12 protein-coding genes are annotated in these 15,727 nt (G+C 45.7%); all 12 read left to right on the top strand.

Features of this window, described 5'->3' with window-relative positions; translation table 11 throughout:
- Positions 1-14 precede the first annotated feature (14 nt).
- The 12 genes from FCL46_RS15780 (at position 15) to FCL46_RS15725 (ending at position 15,694) form a co-directional block, all read left to right on the top strand.
- Positions 15-1,430: a flavocytochrome c gene (locus FCL46_RS15780; protein ID WP_136806667.1), complete on the top strand. Its 1,416-nt coding sequence runs from the start codon at positions 15-17 to the stop codon at positions 1,428-1,430.
- Between the two features lie 220 nt (positions 1,431-1,650).
- On the top strand, positions 1,651-3,174 hold the full coding sequence (locus FCL46_RS15775; protein WP_136806668.1) for a flavocytochrome c: 1,524 nt from the start codon (positions 1,651-1,653) through the stop codon (positions 3,172-3,174).
- A 22-nt stretch (positions 3,175-3,196) separates the two neighbouring features.
- A complete protein-coding gene (locus FCL46_RS15770) occupies positions 3,197-3,592 on the top strand; it encodes a cytochrome c3 family protein (protein ID WP_217909451.1) in 396 nt (131 codons plus the stop codon).
- 795 nt (positions 3,593-4,387) lie between these two features.
- Positions 4,388-6,655 carry a rhamnulokinase gene (rhaB, locus tag FCL46_RS15765; protein ID WP_136806669.1) on the top strand — a complete coding sequence of 756 codons (2,268 nt, stop codon included), beginning with the start codon at positions 4,388-4,390 and terminating at the stop codon, positions 6,653-6,655.
- Positions 6,656-6,675: 20 nt separating this feature from the next.
- Entirely contained in the window at positions 6,676-7,947 is a 1,272-nt protein-coding gene (locus tag FCL46_RS15760) for an L-rhamnose isomerase (protein WP_136806670.1), read from the top strand.
- Between the two features lie 8 nt (positions 7,948-7,955).
- On the top strand, positions 7,956-8,771 hold the full coding sequence (gene rhaD / locus FCL46_RS15755) for a rhamnulose-1-phosphate aldolase (RefSeq protein WP_136806671.1): 816 nt from the start codon (positions 7,956-7,958) through the stop codon (positions 8,769-8,771).
- A gap of 89 nt (positions 8,772-8,860) precedes the next feature.
- A complete protein-coding gene (gene rhaS / locus FCL46_RS15750) occupies positions 8,861-9,862 on the top strand; it encodes a rhamnose ABC transporter substrate-binding protein (protein ID WP_167505823.1) in 1,002 nt (333 codons plus the stop codon).
- Positions 9,863-9,971: 109 nt separating this feature from the next.
- Positions 9,972-11,483, top strand: coding sequence for a sugar ABC transporter ATP-binding protein (locus FCL46_RS15745; RefSeq protein ID WP_136806672.1), 1,512 nt, complete (start codon positions 9,972-9,974; stop codon positions 11,481-11,483).
- Between the two features lie 13 nt (positions 11,484-11,496).
- On the top strand, positions 11,497-12,474 hold the full coding sequence (locus FCL46_RS15740; RefSeq protein WP_136806673.1) for an ABC transporter permease: 978 nt from the start codon (positions 11,497-11,499) through the stop codon (positions 12,472-12,474).
- A 15-nt stretch (positions 12,475-12,489) separates the two neighbouring features.
- On the top strand, positions 12,490-13,494 hold the full coding sequence (locus tag FCL46_RS15735; protein ID WP_136806674.1) for an ABC transporter permease: 1,005 nt from the start codon (positions 12,490-12,492) through the stop codon (positions 13,492-13,494).
- A 2-nt stretch (positions 13,495-13,496) separates the two neighbouring features.
- The gene (gene rhaM, locus FCL46_RS15730) at positions 13,497-13,811 is read left to right on the top strand and encodes an L-rhamnose mutarotase (protein ID WP_136806675.1); all 315 of its coding nucleotides are present in this window, start codon (positions 13,497-13,499) and stop codon (positions 13,809-13,811) included.
- Positions 13,812-13,852: 41 nt separating this feature from the next.
- Positions 13,853-15,694 carry an aldehyde ferredoxin oxidoreductase family protein gene (locus tag FCL46_RS15725; RefSeq protein WP_167505825.1) on the top strand — a complete coding sequence of 614 codons (1,842 nt, stop codon included), beginning with the start codon at positions 13,853-13,855 and terminating at the stop codon, positions 15,692-15,694.
- The last annotated feature ends 33 nt before the right edge of the window (positions 15,695-15,727 follow it).

Below are 15,727 nucleotides of genomic sequence, written 5' to 3'. Positions count from 1 at the left end.
AGGATTTCGTCACTGTGAGAACCAAAAAATGGACTGAAGAGTACGATGTTGTCATCATAGGGTCCGGCTTTGCTGGCCTTGCTGCTGCCATCGAAGCAAAAGAGAAAGGCGCAGATGTTGTTGTGATTGAAAAAATGCGCACTCCAGGTGGTAATTCTGCTATAAGCGGCGGCTTATTTGCAGTAGCAGGCTCTCCACTTCAAACAAGAGATGGGATTGTTGATAGCCCTGACCTCATGCATCAGGATATGTTAAATGCTGGAATGAACCTCAACCATCCTGAACTTGCTCAAGTTGTAGCAGATCAGTCGTTATCTGCACTTCATTGGTCTATTGAGAACCTTGCTGTTCAATACAAAGAGAACCTCAATCATCTCGGGGGACATTCTGTCCCTCGCACATACACAACGAAAAGTGGTTCAGGTTCAGGGATAATTCAACCGATGCTCAGTAAGTGTCGGCAGCTGGAAATTCCTATTAAAATTAAAACCCGGTTAAATAGGATGATTTCCGGGGCCAATGATCGGATTGAAGGGATAGAAGTGCAATCTGATTACCACTTCCCCCATGAACAATCCGGAATCACTCAGCACATACGAGCAAAAAAAGCAGTTGTTCTTGCTACGGGCGGGTTCGGAAGTGATGTCAAATTCCGGCTTATTCAAGATCCTCGGCTAAATAATAATATTGACACAACAAACCATAAAGGAGCTACGGCTGAAGGTCTCATTGCAGCACTAGAAGTTGGTGCAACACCACTCCAACTTTGCTGGATTCAGCTAGGTCCTTGGGCATCGTTAGACGAAAAAGGATGGGGGGTCGGCTCTCTTTTTACACTTCTTGCAGGATTTCCATACGGAATAATGGTTGATGCCAAAACAGGAAAGCGATTTGTAAATGAAATGTCTGATCGCAGATTGCGAACAGATGCCATGCTTCTTAAGGATCGAGCACCAGTTGCCATCGTGGATTCCCAAGGAGTCAAGTATGCGACTACTCTTGATAAATGCCTGAAAAGAGGCGTCGTTCAAGCGTTTGATTCTATAGAAGAATTGGCAAAAAGCAATATGATTCCAGAGGCATCTTTGATTGAAACCGTTCGAAATTATAACATGTATCTGGGGCATGGCTGTGATACTGAATTTGAAAAATCGCTACCTAAAGATCTCAAGCCTCTAACAACCCCTCCGTATTATTCCATCCGACTTCTTCCCAAAGTTCACTATTGCATGGGAGGAATACGAATAAATTCAAAGGCTCAGGTTCTCTCTGTATCTGAAGGACTTCCTATCCCAGGTCTTTATGCAGCTGGGGAGGTTACAGGCGGAATACATGGAGCCAGTCGCTTGGGAAGCAACTCTATCGTTGAGTGTATTGTTTTCGGTCGTATTGCAGGAGTCAATGCTGTCGCTGAAAACGAGAACGTATAGTTGTGATTCAATAACCGAACGTTAACACAACTCTCTTCATATACTCTTCGGGTATACTATTATACCCGAAATACACCCGATTCTCCCCCTACAAAAACTCACAACTACAAGCTATGCTGCTGCTTCCAGATAGGCATAACGTTATTTCTCAGGAAAAGGTTGCAATCCTTTTCTGAAAAGTAGCAAGACAGGACCAATATATTAAAAGGGAGCTTCTAAAATGGCAAAAAAAGGATATCAGGCAGATCGTCGTAAGTTTCTCGCCGGTATGGGTATGGCTGGTGCAGCCGCTCTGACTGCTCCGGCGTTAAACGCTGTGGCCAGTGAAAGCAATGTTAAGTGGGGAGAAGAGCACGAAGTTGTAATAATCGGCTCAGGTTTTACAGGACTCGCAGCAGCTATTGAGGCAAAAAAGCTTGGAGCAAAAGATGTCGTCGTGTATGACAAGATGCCATATTTTGGCGGGAACTCCACCTTTAACGGTGGGCTGTTTGCGGTACCAAATTCACCGCTACAGAAGGAAAAAGGAGTTAAAGATTCACCTGAAACGATGACTGCTGACCAGATGAAAGCTGGCCGTGGTGTGGCGTATGAGGATCTCTTGCTGCATGTTGCCAAACACGCAAATGAAGCGCTCCAGATGACGCTTGACGCTGGAAGTGAATATTTCCCATATCTACAGCAATTGGGTGGCCACTCAGTTCCACGTACTTACCAGACGACAGTTGCGTGCGGAGCTGGAATAATCCAGCCCCTTGTAAACCAATGTAAAAAGCTGGGCGTTAAATTAGTTTCCCGGGCCAAGTTTGACAGTCTTGTTTTTGATGAGAAAGGAACTGTTATTGGGGCAAAAATACTGACGGGACACTATTATGACCGCGGGGTTGAGGGCACTGAAGTAAATGTCCGTGCCCAGAGAGGAGTTTTAATTGCAACGGGTGGTTTTGCAAGAAATGTTGAGCTCCGCAAAGCCCAAGATCCAACTCTCACTGAAGAAGTCCCTTCCACCAATCCACCCAGTGCAACAGGTGAAGCATTACTTGAAATGTTCCGTGTCGGTGCCGTCCCAGTTCACATGGCGCATATACAAACAGGACCGTGGGCCTCACCGGATGAGGATGGGTTTGGCTATGTTTCTAATTATTCAATATATAACTTCGCCCATTCAATTTCCGTTTATATTAAAACAGGTAAGCGGTTCATGAACGAAATTGCAGACAGGAAAACACGTTCTGATGCCCAGCTTGCCTGTCGTGACGACAAGGGCAACCCTCTCCCACCAATTACTATCACCAGTTACGAGCATGCCAAAGAACATCCAACATTGAAAAAGGTGCTCAAGTACGGTGTCGGCTGGAAATTTGACTCTATTGAGGAAGTTGCTGCTCACTATAAGATTCCGCTGGAGCCGCTCAAAGCTCAGGTTGAAGAATATAACGGTTATGTAAAGTCGGGCGTTGACGAGCAGTTTGGCAAGCCAATGGCCAAAGCTGAGGGAAAATACCTTCAAGCTCCTTTTGTTGTCGTGAGAAACTGGCCTAAGGTTCATTATTGTCAAGGTGGTGCCCAAATTGACGTAGATGCCCATGTTATTGATTCAAATACCTGGAAACCGATCCCTGGACTGTATGCAGGTGGTGAGGTTACTGGCGGAATGCACGGAGTAAGCCGATTGGGCAGTTGCTCAATTCCTGACTGCATGGTTATGGGAATGACTGCGGCCAGAACGATGATGAAATCATAATTGCGCTAAAGAAGGAGAAGTGATGAAACCACAATTGAAGTTAAATATATTTCTTATAGCAGTAGGTGTTGTGTTTATTGCCGGGATGAGTTTTGCAGGAGAAACCTTGCAGCAATACGGAGATAAAAAAGGACGAAGCTATCACGCCGACCTTTATGATGGGAAATCCTGCGATTCATGCCATGACAATTCAAAGCCGACAACATTTCCCGCGGATTTTGCCTGCCTGGATTGTCATGACGGGAATGAATTGATAGAGACAACAGCTCGCCCTGAAGATGAAAAATGGCAGAACCCCCATAACAACATGCACTACGGCAAAGATGTGCCGTGTATGGAATGTCATGGCGAACACCAGGAGAGCAAACCGCTTTGCGCTGGTTGCCACTCATTCAACTATCCCAACTACAAAAAATAGATAGGTAAGGAGGTCCGTTGCTGTCAGCGGACCTCCTCGACATAACTCCACAGGCTGGAGCCAACTGACAAAAACTTCGATTACACCTAAAGATCTTCAGTAACGTTACCCCTCCTTTCCCCCCCCCAAAAAAAAAAAAAAGAAAAATTACATCTTGAGGTATCACAAGAAGATGTACTGGATTTCTTAGTGTCCTTGAACGAAGGCAATGAGCAAGCGACCAAAGAAAACAGCTATTCGGTGCCCTCTTCTTTCTACAATTTTTAAATAAATACGGCATTGCCCACTCTTGCCAACCTCTGAAATTCAGCAGTAATCAACAATATTTTCAACCAGAACTCGTTATGATCAACCGTATCTTTTTGAGAGAGACATGGGGGCGAGATTAGATTTCTCCTATTAACAACCTGATTCAGATCGATAATCTCTCATTTTCTCAAGCATTTTATCTCTTCGATAAGACCTTCCTTTCAGTTTGCTTCAAAATTCACGCATCTAACTATAGAAAAAACAAATGACTGGCTATGAAAGTTAACAGTTTTCTCTGGTTTCTTTCAAAACATGTCATAAAATTTCAGAATTATGAACAAGCTAATACGATTATTGTTTATGATGACATGGAGCAACGTGGCTCTATGAGGCTAACTGCCAAGATTTATTGATTATATAGGGTTTTGTGAAATTGATTTTGTTTGTAATCATTTATATAACTGCACTGACATAAAATGAAATAATATGACATTAAATGAAATTTAATGATTGACAATGACATTGGGAAAAGGTTAACAGGATACTATGCTACGACATCAACGACATATCGCCATCATCAAGCAACTGAAAAAGAAAGAGGCTATTTCTCTAGAGGAGCTGTTAGAAGTAATTGACACTTCGGAATCTACTCTCAGAAGAGATATTGACTATCTTGCCTCTACGAAACAACTCAGGAAAGTACGAGGTGGAATCGCATCAGCAGATCAACCGGTAGAGGAATCTCGACTTGTTACCGCACCTTTTTCATCGGAAGAATTACGAAATGCTGACGCAAAAAAAGCAATAGGCAGAGCAGCGGCTACACTTCTTTCCGGCAATGAAAGTATAATTATTAACGGTGGTACAACCACATGGCATGTGGCTGAGAACCTTCCCGTTACTGGCTTGACCATTCTTACCAACTCACTGCCAATAGTTGAGTATGTCTCTAGGAAAACCAGCAACAGATGCTTCGTATCTGGTGGAGAAGTCTTCCACAATCACATGATCATTCTTGGACATCTTGAAAGCGAAGCCCCTAATTTTTTTGGTGATATTTTCTTTACCGGCTGTCAGGGGATTTCTCCCTGGGGGATAATGGAAGGTGATCCGCTGCTGGTGCATGCTGAGCAGAAACTCATTAGTCAAAGTGAAAAGCTTGTCATTCTTGCCGACAGTAGCAAATTCACTACCAGAAAAAGCATCATCATGTGTCCATTAAGTAAAGTTTTTGCTGTCGTTACTGATGAGAACATAGATGAGGCGTCTCGAAAAATGCTCGAAGAGGCAGGTGTAAAAGTGGTTATTGCGGAATTATATCCGACAAAAACCGCTAAAAAAGACATCTCAAGATGTCTGGCTCTTGATTTCGGGGCCTCCAGTGGTCGCCTTATTGATGTAGAATTGCGAAATGACAAACTCACGATGCATGAACTTTGTCGCATGGAAAATAGTCCAAAAAGAGAGGGTGGCAGTCTTTGCTGGCAGCATGAACGTCTCTTTTCTGAGGTTATTAAAGGACTCCGTGTAGCAGGGAAAAGTGGCAAAAAGTACGAGAGTATTGGTGTAGATGCCTGGGGCGTTGATTACGTTCTCTTAGATGAGAAGGGGGCACTTCTCGAACGTCCTGTAGCTTACCGTGACGAACGTACACGTGAAATGATCGAACGTTTCACTCAGGAACAAATTTCCAGAAAACACGTATACAACAAGACGGGTATTCAGTTTCTAGAGTTCAACACCCTCTATCAGCTCTACGCGCAAACCCTTGCTCAACCAGAATTGCTGAGCAAAACCCATCAACTTCTTTTTACCGCTGATTATTTTCATTTTTTACTCTCTGGCGTGGCGAGTATCGAAACGACAATGGCTTCAACCAGCCAGATGTTGAATTTAAAAGACAATCTCTGGGATACCGATCTGCTCGACACACTTGCTTTGCCAGAAACAGCACTGCAAGTACCTGTTGAGCCGGGAACAGAAATTGGCACCCTTCTGCCTGAACTTTGCAAAAAAACAGGACTGTCCGGGCTGCGAGTAATTGCCCCCGCCTCACACGACACTGCTTCGGCTATTTTGGCTGTTCCTGCGTCTGGTGATGACTGGGCTTTTTTGAGTTCCGGGACCTGGTCGTTACTTGGGGTGGAGTTAAAGACCCCGATTAACGGTTCGGAAGCTTTGGCTGCCAACTGGACCAACGAGGGAGGCTATGGCAACACCTATCGTTTCCTTAAAAACATTAATGGCCTGTGGATTATTCAGGAAATTGTTCGAGTTCTTGGAGGTCGCTATTCATTTGCTGATTTAGCAGAAATGGCTACAGCCGAATCCGGATATTCTTCTCTTATTGACCCGAGTGATATGCGTTTTTTCAGCCCCGTTAATATGGTCAATGAAATTCAAATGTTTTGCCAGGAAACTAACCAACCGATTCCAGAAACTCCCGGTGCCTTAGCGAGATGTGCATATGACAGCCTGAGTTTACTCTATCGTAGAATCATTAAGCAACTCAGCACATTAACTGGCAGAACCATAAATATACTTCATGTAGTAGGCGGTGGCTCACAAGCAGACCTCCTCAATCAACTTACTGCTTCGGCAATCGGCATACCTGTACTTGCCGGCCCGATAGAAGCTACAGCTCTTGGCAATGCACTTGCCCAATTCCTGGCAACCGGAGCCATTTCTGATGTGGACGAGGCCCGGAGGATTATTGGTCAGTCATTTCCTCCCAGAAGATTTGAGCCGGAAATCACACCGGAAATCGACCAGGCGTATGAACGTTTTCTAGAGCTGAATTCACCAACCTCCTAGAAAGGAATGAAGGAATAGTCATGAAACAGAACGAAAAAGCAGTCACTGATTCTTACCGCATGGCCCAGGAGGCTTATGGCGAGTGGGGTATAAATACAGAAGAGGCTATGTCCGTTCTGGATAGTTTGCCAATTTCTTTGCATTGCTGGCAGGGTGATGATGTGGGTGGCTTTGAAGCTCCTGACGAACACCTCACTGGCGGAATAATGGTCACCGGAGCTTATCCTGGTAAAGCTCGAAATGCTGATGAGCTGCGTTTAGATCTGGATATGGCATTATCCCTTATCCCAGGAACCCATCGTCTCAATTTGCATGCTATCTATGCCGAAACGGGAGGGAAGGCTGTTGATCGTACAGATCTCGGCCCTGAGCATTTTACTGCCTGGATGGACTGGGCACACGAAAAGAAAATGGGTCTCGATTTCAACCCAACGCTCTTTTCTCATCCTAACAGTGCCGATGGCTTTACCTTAAGTCACCCAGACAAGGGAATACGGGATTATTGGATTGAACACTGCAAAGCGAGCCGACGTATCGGTGCAGCTTTCGGTAAGAAGCTTGGTACTCCTTGTGTGACCAATATATGGATTGCTGATGGCTTTAAAGATAATCCTGTAGATCGGATGACACCGCGTCAGCTCCTGTTGGAATCTCTTGATACCATTCTCTTAGAAGCAATCTCGAAAGAACATAATCTGGATGCTGTTGAGAGCAAACTTTTTGGCATTGGATCTGAAGCCTGTGTCATTGGTTCCCACGAATTTTATATGGGATATGCCACTACCCGAAACACGCTGCTTTGTCTCGATGCCGGTCATTTTCATCCTACTGAGGTCATATCCAATAAAATTTCATCCTCACTTCTTTTTCTGGAGGGACTGCTGCTTCATGTCAGCCGTCCGCTGCGATGGGATAGCGACCACGTTGTCATTTTTGATGATGAACTTGTGGCTATTGCTCATGAGATTGTTCGCTCCGGCCAAATGGATCGAATCCATATTGGTCTGGACTTTTTTGATGCCAGTATTAACCGGATAGCTGCTTGGGTAATCGGCACACGAAATACGCAAAAAGCATTGCTGTTTGGCCTGTTGGAAAACACTGAACAACTGGTCAAGGCAGAACAGACGTTTAACTACACCGACAGATTAGTGCTGCTTGAAGAACTGAAGACCATGCCCTTTGGTGCGGTATGGGACTACTACTGCCTTTCACGCGGAGTTCCTGTGGGACGCGCCTGGCTTGAAGCTGTCAGGAATTATGAAACCCGGACGGAAGACGCCCGCAAATAGGATACACAATGGATATTTTAAAAGCGCCGTTTCTGACGGACATGACAAGAGTTTCAGAGCAAATTTATGCCAAAGGTTGGGGAGAGGCAAACGGAGGAAATATTTCTATTCGGATAACTCCAAAAGAAATGCTTCCTTTTGAAAAAAGTCTCTGTGTTGGGCAGGAAGTTACATTGCCCTTTGCTATGCCGGATCTTGCGGGGGATTATTTTCTGGTCACCGGGACAGGTGTTTTTTTTCGTAACATAGCGAGTTCGCCGTTAGAAAGTCTTGGCATTGTTCACATAAACCCAAACGGGGAAACATACTCGGTAGTTTGGGGATATTCCACTGGGGGCCGCCCCACCAGCGAACTGCCTTCACATCTTTTGTCACATGTTGCTCGTAAAAAAGCAAGTGGGGGGCAGGATACGGTTGTCCTGCATACCCATACCACTAACCTCATCGCCCTTTCCTTTGTGCTGCCTCTTGATATGGCGACGGTTACCCGGGAATTGTGGGAAATGATGAGTGAGTGCCTGGTACTGTTTCCGGATGGAATAGGAATTTTAGACTGGATGCTGCCTGGGCAGCTTGATATCGGCCATGAGACTGCACGTCTTATGGAAAAGCACCATTTAGTTCTCTGGGCACACCATGGAATTTTTGGAGCCGGTAAAAATATGGATCAGGTTTTTGGCCTGATTGAAACTGCTGAAAAAGCAGCAGAGATGTTGCTGAAGGTTATGGCTGCCGGAGGTAAACAACAAGCTATCTCCACTGAACAACTTAAAGCCCTTGCCAAGACCTTCAATGTGACCCCGCAAACGGGTGTGCTTGATTGAACGATACCATCCCCGCTTTATGGTGGTGGGGAATTTACTGTACCAGGTACGGGAAACCTGGTTCACAACTGTTTTTCGGAGGAGAACCCATGATTTACAGAAAAATGATTTCCGTGATGCTGCTCTTTGCTGTTCTGGGCTTTGTCTCGCCTGTTATGGCAAAAGAAATGAAAATCGCTCTTATCGTAAAAAACCTTGGTAACGGCTTTTTTGAGGCTGCCAATCGTGGTGCCCAGGAAGCAGCGAAAGAACTCGGTGGAGTCGAAGTCATCTATACAGGTCCAACGACACCAACAGCAGAAGGACAAATCGAGATTATCCGGTCACTTATTGCCCAAAAGGTTGATGGCATCATTATCTCAGCCAATGACCCTGATTCTCTGGTGACCATCACCAAAAAAGCTATTAAACGCGGCATTCCTGTAATGTCTTTTGACTCCGGTATTGCAGAAGATGGTCGTATCGTACACCTGGCGCCGTCTGATTCCAAATTCATTGGCACCCAGCAGGTCGAACTCATGGGGCAGGCCATGGATTATACCGGCGAATTTGCCATCGTCAGTGCATCTTCCCAGGCAACTAACCAGAATGAATGGATCGGATTCATGGAAGAAGCGCTGAAAACTGATCCAAAATACAAAGACATGAAACTGGTAGCTGTAACGTACGGTGATGACCAGACAGACAAGAGCTACCGCGAAGCTCAAGCACTTATACGCAAATTCCCTGAACTCAAAGGTATTGAAGCACCGACCTCTGTTGGCTTCCCTGCGTCTGCAAAAGCTGTCATTGATGAGGGAAAAACCGGAACAGTTTTTGTAACTGGTCTTGGACTCCCTTCTGAGGTTGCCGGTTATGTCAAAAAGGATGTGGTTAAAAACTTCGCTCTCTGGAACCCCTCAGATCTTGGGTACAGTTCTGTTTACATCATGAAAGCTATTATCGAGGAAAAGCTGAGAGGCAAGAAGGACGAGAACGTTGAAGCGGGCAGGATGGGTGAAATCACTGTGAGAGACAATGGCTTGATGATCATGGGCGCTCCATTTGTTTTCAATGCTGAAAATATCGATGAATGGTCTGAAGTTTTCTAGTTAGCATTTCTCATTACTCAACCAATCCATGAGCATTTGTAACTCAAAATGCTCATGGAAATTTTCAGGCAAGAAATACATCCTCGTAGAAGCATCAGGGAGTTGCGACATGAGTACAGATCGAACGCAAACCACGCCGCTTCTAGAAGTCCGGAATATTACCAAGGAATTCCCTGGAGTCCGCGCCCTTGATGGGGTGCAGCTTCGAGTTAATCCTGGCGAAGTGCTGGCGCTTTTAGGAGAAAACGGTGCAGGTAAATCGACCTTAGTGAAGATCCTGACCGGCGTCTATCAACCCACCTCCGGAAAAATCCTGAGAAACGGTCAACAGGTTTCCTACCACAGTGCTCAGGAAGCATGGGGTGATGGCATTGCTGCTATTCACCAGGAAACGATCATGTTCAGCGAACTCTCGGTTACAGAGAATATCTTCATGGGCCATCAGGTTGTTAAGAACAATGGCCTTCTCGACTGGAAACGCATGCACTCCGAAACAGGAGACTTGCTGAAACGGCTTGATATTGTTGATTTCACACCACAGACACCACTTAAAGACTTGAGTGTAGCTCAAAAGCATCTGGTAGAAGTCGCCAAAGCTCTTTCCCATGACGCGCGTATCCTTATTATGGATGAGCCCACTGCGGCTCTTTCCCAGAAAGAAGTTGATGAACTATTCCTGATCGTACGTAAGCTTCGCGACGAGGGCACTGGAATTCTGTTTATCTCCCATCGTTTTGATGACATCTTCTCAATTTCTGACACGTTTGTTGTTTTTCGAGACGGCGCTTTTGTCGGCGAAGGAGAAATTGCAGGTGTTAACGAGGATGAACTCGTGCACATGATGGCTGGTCGCCCTGTGGAGAACGAATATCGCTCCCGGACTACTGTGACAGGTGAACCATTGCTATCTGTAAACAATCTTTGCCATCCTACAGAATTCAAAGATATCTCCTTTGATCTCAGGAAAGGTGAAGTCCTCGGCTTCTATGGCCTTGTAGGTTCAGGTAGATCGGAACTGATGCATGCTATCTTTGGTCTGACTCGACCATCGTCGGGAAACATAACTCTTGATGGCGAGGATTTTTATCCTAAAACAGCTGAAGATGCCATTTCAAAAGGGGTGGCATATGTTCCTGAAGATCGTCAGCAAAGTGGAGCAATCCTGGCCATGTCCGTTCGAGATAACATTACCTTGACCTCCCTTCCCGAAATTTCAGGTGGTCTTCGACTTAACCCTGAAAAAGAAAATTCATTTGCCCGCCGTTATGCGTCACGCCTTAAGCTTAAAGCCCATAGTCTTGCGCAACTTGTCGGCGAACTTTCTGGAGGAAACCAGCAAAAGGTAGTTATTGGCAAATGGCTCGGCTCTGAGCCCCGAATCATCATTCTCGATGAGCCCACGAAGGGAATTGATGTGGGAGCCAAGGCTATGCTGCACAATTTCATTGCCGAACTTGTTGAGTCAGGATTGTCTGTCATAATGGTCTCCTCTGATCTTCCTGAAGTTATGGGGCTGTCAGACCGGATTGTGGTTATGCGAGAAGGTCTGATCCGAGCAACCCTTGTGGCAAAGGAAACCAATCAAGAGCAAGTGGTCGCCCTGGCCACCGGACTCAAATAGTGGAGGAGAGACCATGAATTATCTTAAAAGGATATTACGTTCCCGAGAGGGGCAGCTCGTCCTTTTTACTGCCCTCTTTTCCATTGCTGTTGGGATTGCCTCGCCATCATTCTTATCACTTGAGACGTGGGACTCGGTTTTAACCGATAGCGCTATTCTCATGATCATGGCGTCGGCTCAGATGATGGTCATACTCACCAGGGGGATTGATCTGACAGTAGCTGCCAACATTGCGCTGACCGGTATGATTGCAGCACTTATAGGCATGCACTGGCCAGACACGAACCTTGCTCTGATTATCGCTTGTGCAGTGCTCTCAGGATTGCTTCTTGGCATGCTGAACGGTGTGTTTATTGCTTTGCTTGGTATTCCGGCAATTGTTGTGTCGCTAGGTGCTATGACTATCTACAGAGGCATGGTCTTTGTACTCTCTGGCGGGCAATGGGTTAATTCTCAAGAAATGCCAGCATCTTTCACAGCTTTCCCTCTAGATCGCTTTGCCGGTCTGACCAATCTTGCTGCAATTGGCATCATAATATCAGTGCTGGGTGTGATTGTTATGCATCATACACGTTTCGGCAGGGAACTCTATGCCATTGGAGGTAATCCTGCGGCTACTGACTATGTAGGTATTAACACCAAAAGAAGGTTGTTTGCGGTATACGCGATAACTGGAGCTTTGGCTGGCCTCTGTGGCTATTTGTGGGTGGCCCGCTTTGCCATCGCCTATACTGAAATCGCTTTGGGATTTGAGCTATTGACGGTAGCTGCCTGTGTAATTGGCGGTGTAGGAATTGCCGGTGGTACGGGTACCGTGTTTGGGGCTGTCCTTGGGGCACTGTTTCTTGGGGTCCTTCAAAATGCTCTGCCGGTTATGGGTATTTCACCTTTCTGGCAAATGGCGGTTTCAGGTACAGCTATCCTTGCTGCGGTTATCGTGAATTCACGTGGTCGAAAGCAAAAAGGAATGCAGATTCTCAGGGTTCACTAAAGGAGTAAAGTAACAATGCAAACATCCAAAAAAGATTACATGATCCCTGACCGGCTTCCCCGGCAATTTACCGATAGGTTGCGCTCGCGTGAGGCGTTGTTGCTCTTATTGCTAATAATAGTAGTTTGCGTAAACAGTGGATTGTCCCCATACTTTCTTGATGTATATAATCTTGCCGACAGTACCCAGAACTTTTCAGAAAAGGCAATTATCGTTTTAAGTATGACCCTTGTCATTATTGGCAGAGAGATTGACATTTCTGTAGCTTCAATTATTGCCTTATCCGGTGTGATGATGGGGTTCGCTGCAGCCAATGGTCTCGATACATGGGCTATCGTTGCTACTGGTTTAGCAACCGGAACTCTAGCGGGAGCTGTCAATGGCTTGCTGGTCACCAAACTTGAACTGCCATCTATTATCGTCACTATCGGCACCATGTCTCTATACAGAGGTATAGCCTTTATCATCTTAGGGGATAAGGCCTATACCGATTTTCCTAAAAGTTTTGAGGCTATTGGCCAAACATATTTCTTTTCTGATCTCGTTCCTGCTCAGTTTCTTACGTTCATACTACTCGCCGCAGTGGCGTGGTATTTCCTGCACCATACTGTTTTTGGACGCCGCCTCTATGCAATCGGTAACAACCCTGTGACTGCACGATACAGTGGTATCAAGGTAAACAATTATCGTTTGGCTCTGCTTACCCTGAATGGCTTCATGTCCGCCATGGCAGCGGTGTTTCTGGTTTCACGGATATCTACCGCCAGGCCGAATATGGCCGGTAGCTGGGAGCTTGAGGTGATTACAATCGCCATCCTTGGTGGTGTCAGTATTTTTGGAGGGAGTGGAAAAATTCCAGGTGTGATTCTCGCTGTGTTCTTGATTGGCATGGTTCAGTTCGGTATGCAGCTTATAAATATTCCAGGAATTATCATGTCGATTTTCACTGGCGTCCTTCTGGTTGCTTCACTGGTTCTACCAATACTGTTTGGTAAGTTTTTTACGCAAAAGGGGTGCTAGAAATGGAAAAAATAGCCTTTGCAATGCAACTTAACCCTGGTCAAAAGCACGAATACAAGCTCCGGCATGAAACAATCTGGCCGGAACTTACCGGTCTGCTCAAAGATGCAGGCATAAGCGACTACACCATTTATCTTGATGAGGAAACGAATATCCTTTTCGCAGTGTTGAAACGGACGAGCAACCATGCGATGGATTCATTACCAGATAATGAAATAATGCGCAGATGGTGGGAGTACATGGCTCCAATCATGAAGACAAATGAGGATAACAGTCCGGTATCTCGATCACTCACGCAAGTTTTTCATATGGATTGATGTTCGAGATTCAGGCAACATTAGCTATAGGAGATGAAAAAATGGGAAATGGTTTTTGGGAAAAGGTATTACGCGTTGATTTAACATCTGGAACGATTACTGAAGAACGTGTACCAGAAGAAATATGGAAGCGTTACTTAGGTGGTGGTGGTTATGGAGCCAAAGTACTTTATGATGAAGTTGGCCCGGAAGTGGGTGCGCTTGATGATGAAAATCGGTTAATTTTCTCCACAGGACCTTTGCAGGCAGCCAGACAAACTGGGGCAGCAAAATTTACCGTTGTTGCCAAATCACCCGTTACCGGGATATTTGGTGAAAGTGCAGCTGGGGCCGGTTGGGGAGTTGCTTTAAAGCGTAGCGGCTATGATGCACTGATCATTCAGGGAAAAGCAGCCACACCGTCATATCTACTCATTCACGACAACACGATAGAAATTCGTGATGCAGCAAAGTACTGGGGACAGGATGCCTTTGATTCTTCAGATCAGATTCTAGAGGATAGTGGACTTGAAAAAGCCAGTATATGCACCATTGGTCAGGCTGGTGAAAATACGGTTGCTATTGCCTGTATCGTTGTTGACAAGCACAGCTTTGCAGGAAGGTGCGGTCTCGGAGCGGTAATGGGCTCCAAAAACCTGAAAGCCGTTGTCACCAAAGGCAGCCAGAATGTCCCTGTTCATGATCAGGAAAAACTCAATGGGATCAACAAGAATATAGGGAAAACTGTTCACGAAAACACCAAAGACTGGTTGAGATTGCATGGTACACCATTTGTTGAGGTTGGCTGTGATGCGGACGGTGACACCCCAACCAAGAACTGGCGTGAAGCACATTGGCCTGAAGGTGCAGAGAAGCTTGGCTCTCCCAATTATACAGATACACTTAATGCAAAGCCCCATGGCTGCGCGTACTGCGTAGTTGGCTGTCATCGTGACATTGAAATATCTGAACCAGAAGCATACAAGATGAAGGGCCCGGGGCCTGAATATGAATCTCTGGGAATGCTGGGTAACAGTTGTCTGATGGATGATGTCAAAGCCCTGTCCCATATGAACGACCTCTGTAACAGATACGGCGTTGATTGTATTTCTATGGGTTCATTCCTCGCATTCACTATGGATTGTCTGGAAAACGGTTATATCAAGCCGGCAGATATCGGTGGGGTAGAGCTTAAGTGGGGTGACAAAGAGAACATGATCGCTTTGATCCATGATCTTGGTAATAGAAAACCCGGCTTTGGCGAACTGTTTGCAGATGGAATTGTTCCCGCTGCAAAGCAGCTTGGTGACAAGGCGTTGGAGCTGGCGCCGCACGTAAAAGGATTGGATTTGCCAGCCCATGATCCTCGTGCATATTTCTCGCTTGCCTTGAATTATGCAACTGGAAGTGTAGGTCCCCATCACGAGCGCGGCAATCCACAGGTCGCCACTGCAGGCTTTTTACTGCCTGAAGCTGGTGTTACCGAAATTGTCGATCGTTTTCAAATGGAAAATTCTGAGTTTGTTGCTGCCAAATATCAGGATTACGGAACCCTTACTCAAGCCATTTGCCATTGCAAATTCATGTTGTTTGGCGGATATTCGATGACCGTTCTGTTAGATAGTGTCAATGCCATCACTGGTTGGGAATGGACGATGGATGATATGTTGCAGACAGCGGAAAGAATCTTTACTCTGCAACGGTTGGTAAATGTTACGTACGGTATTGATCGTAAAGACGATACGCTGCCAGCAATTATCTTTAAACCAAGCGAAGAAGGTAGTCGTGCCGGGAAGTACCCTCACGATTTTGATGCCGCACTGGATCGATATTACGATCTGCGGGGCTGGGATCAGAATGGAGTTCCTAAGCAGGATACAGTAGACTCACTCGGTGTATTCTAAAACAGATAACACAGCCTTTGAAGATGACATTTT

It is taken from the genome of Desulfosediminicola flagellatus (genome assembly GCF_005116655.2).
GTDB classification, from domain to species: domain Bacteria; phylum Desulfobacterota; class Desulfobulbia; order Desulfobulbales; family Desulfocapsaceae; genus Desulfopila; species Desulfopila flagellata.
This window is presented reverse-complemented; position numbering and strand designations above follow the sequence as displayed.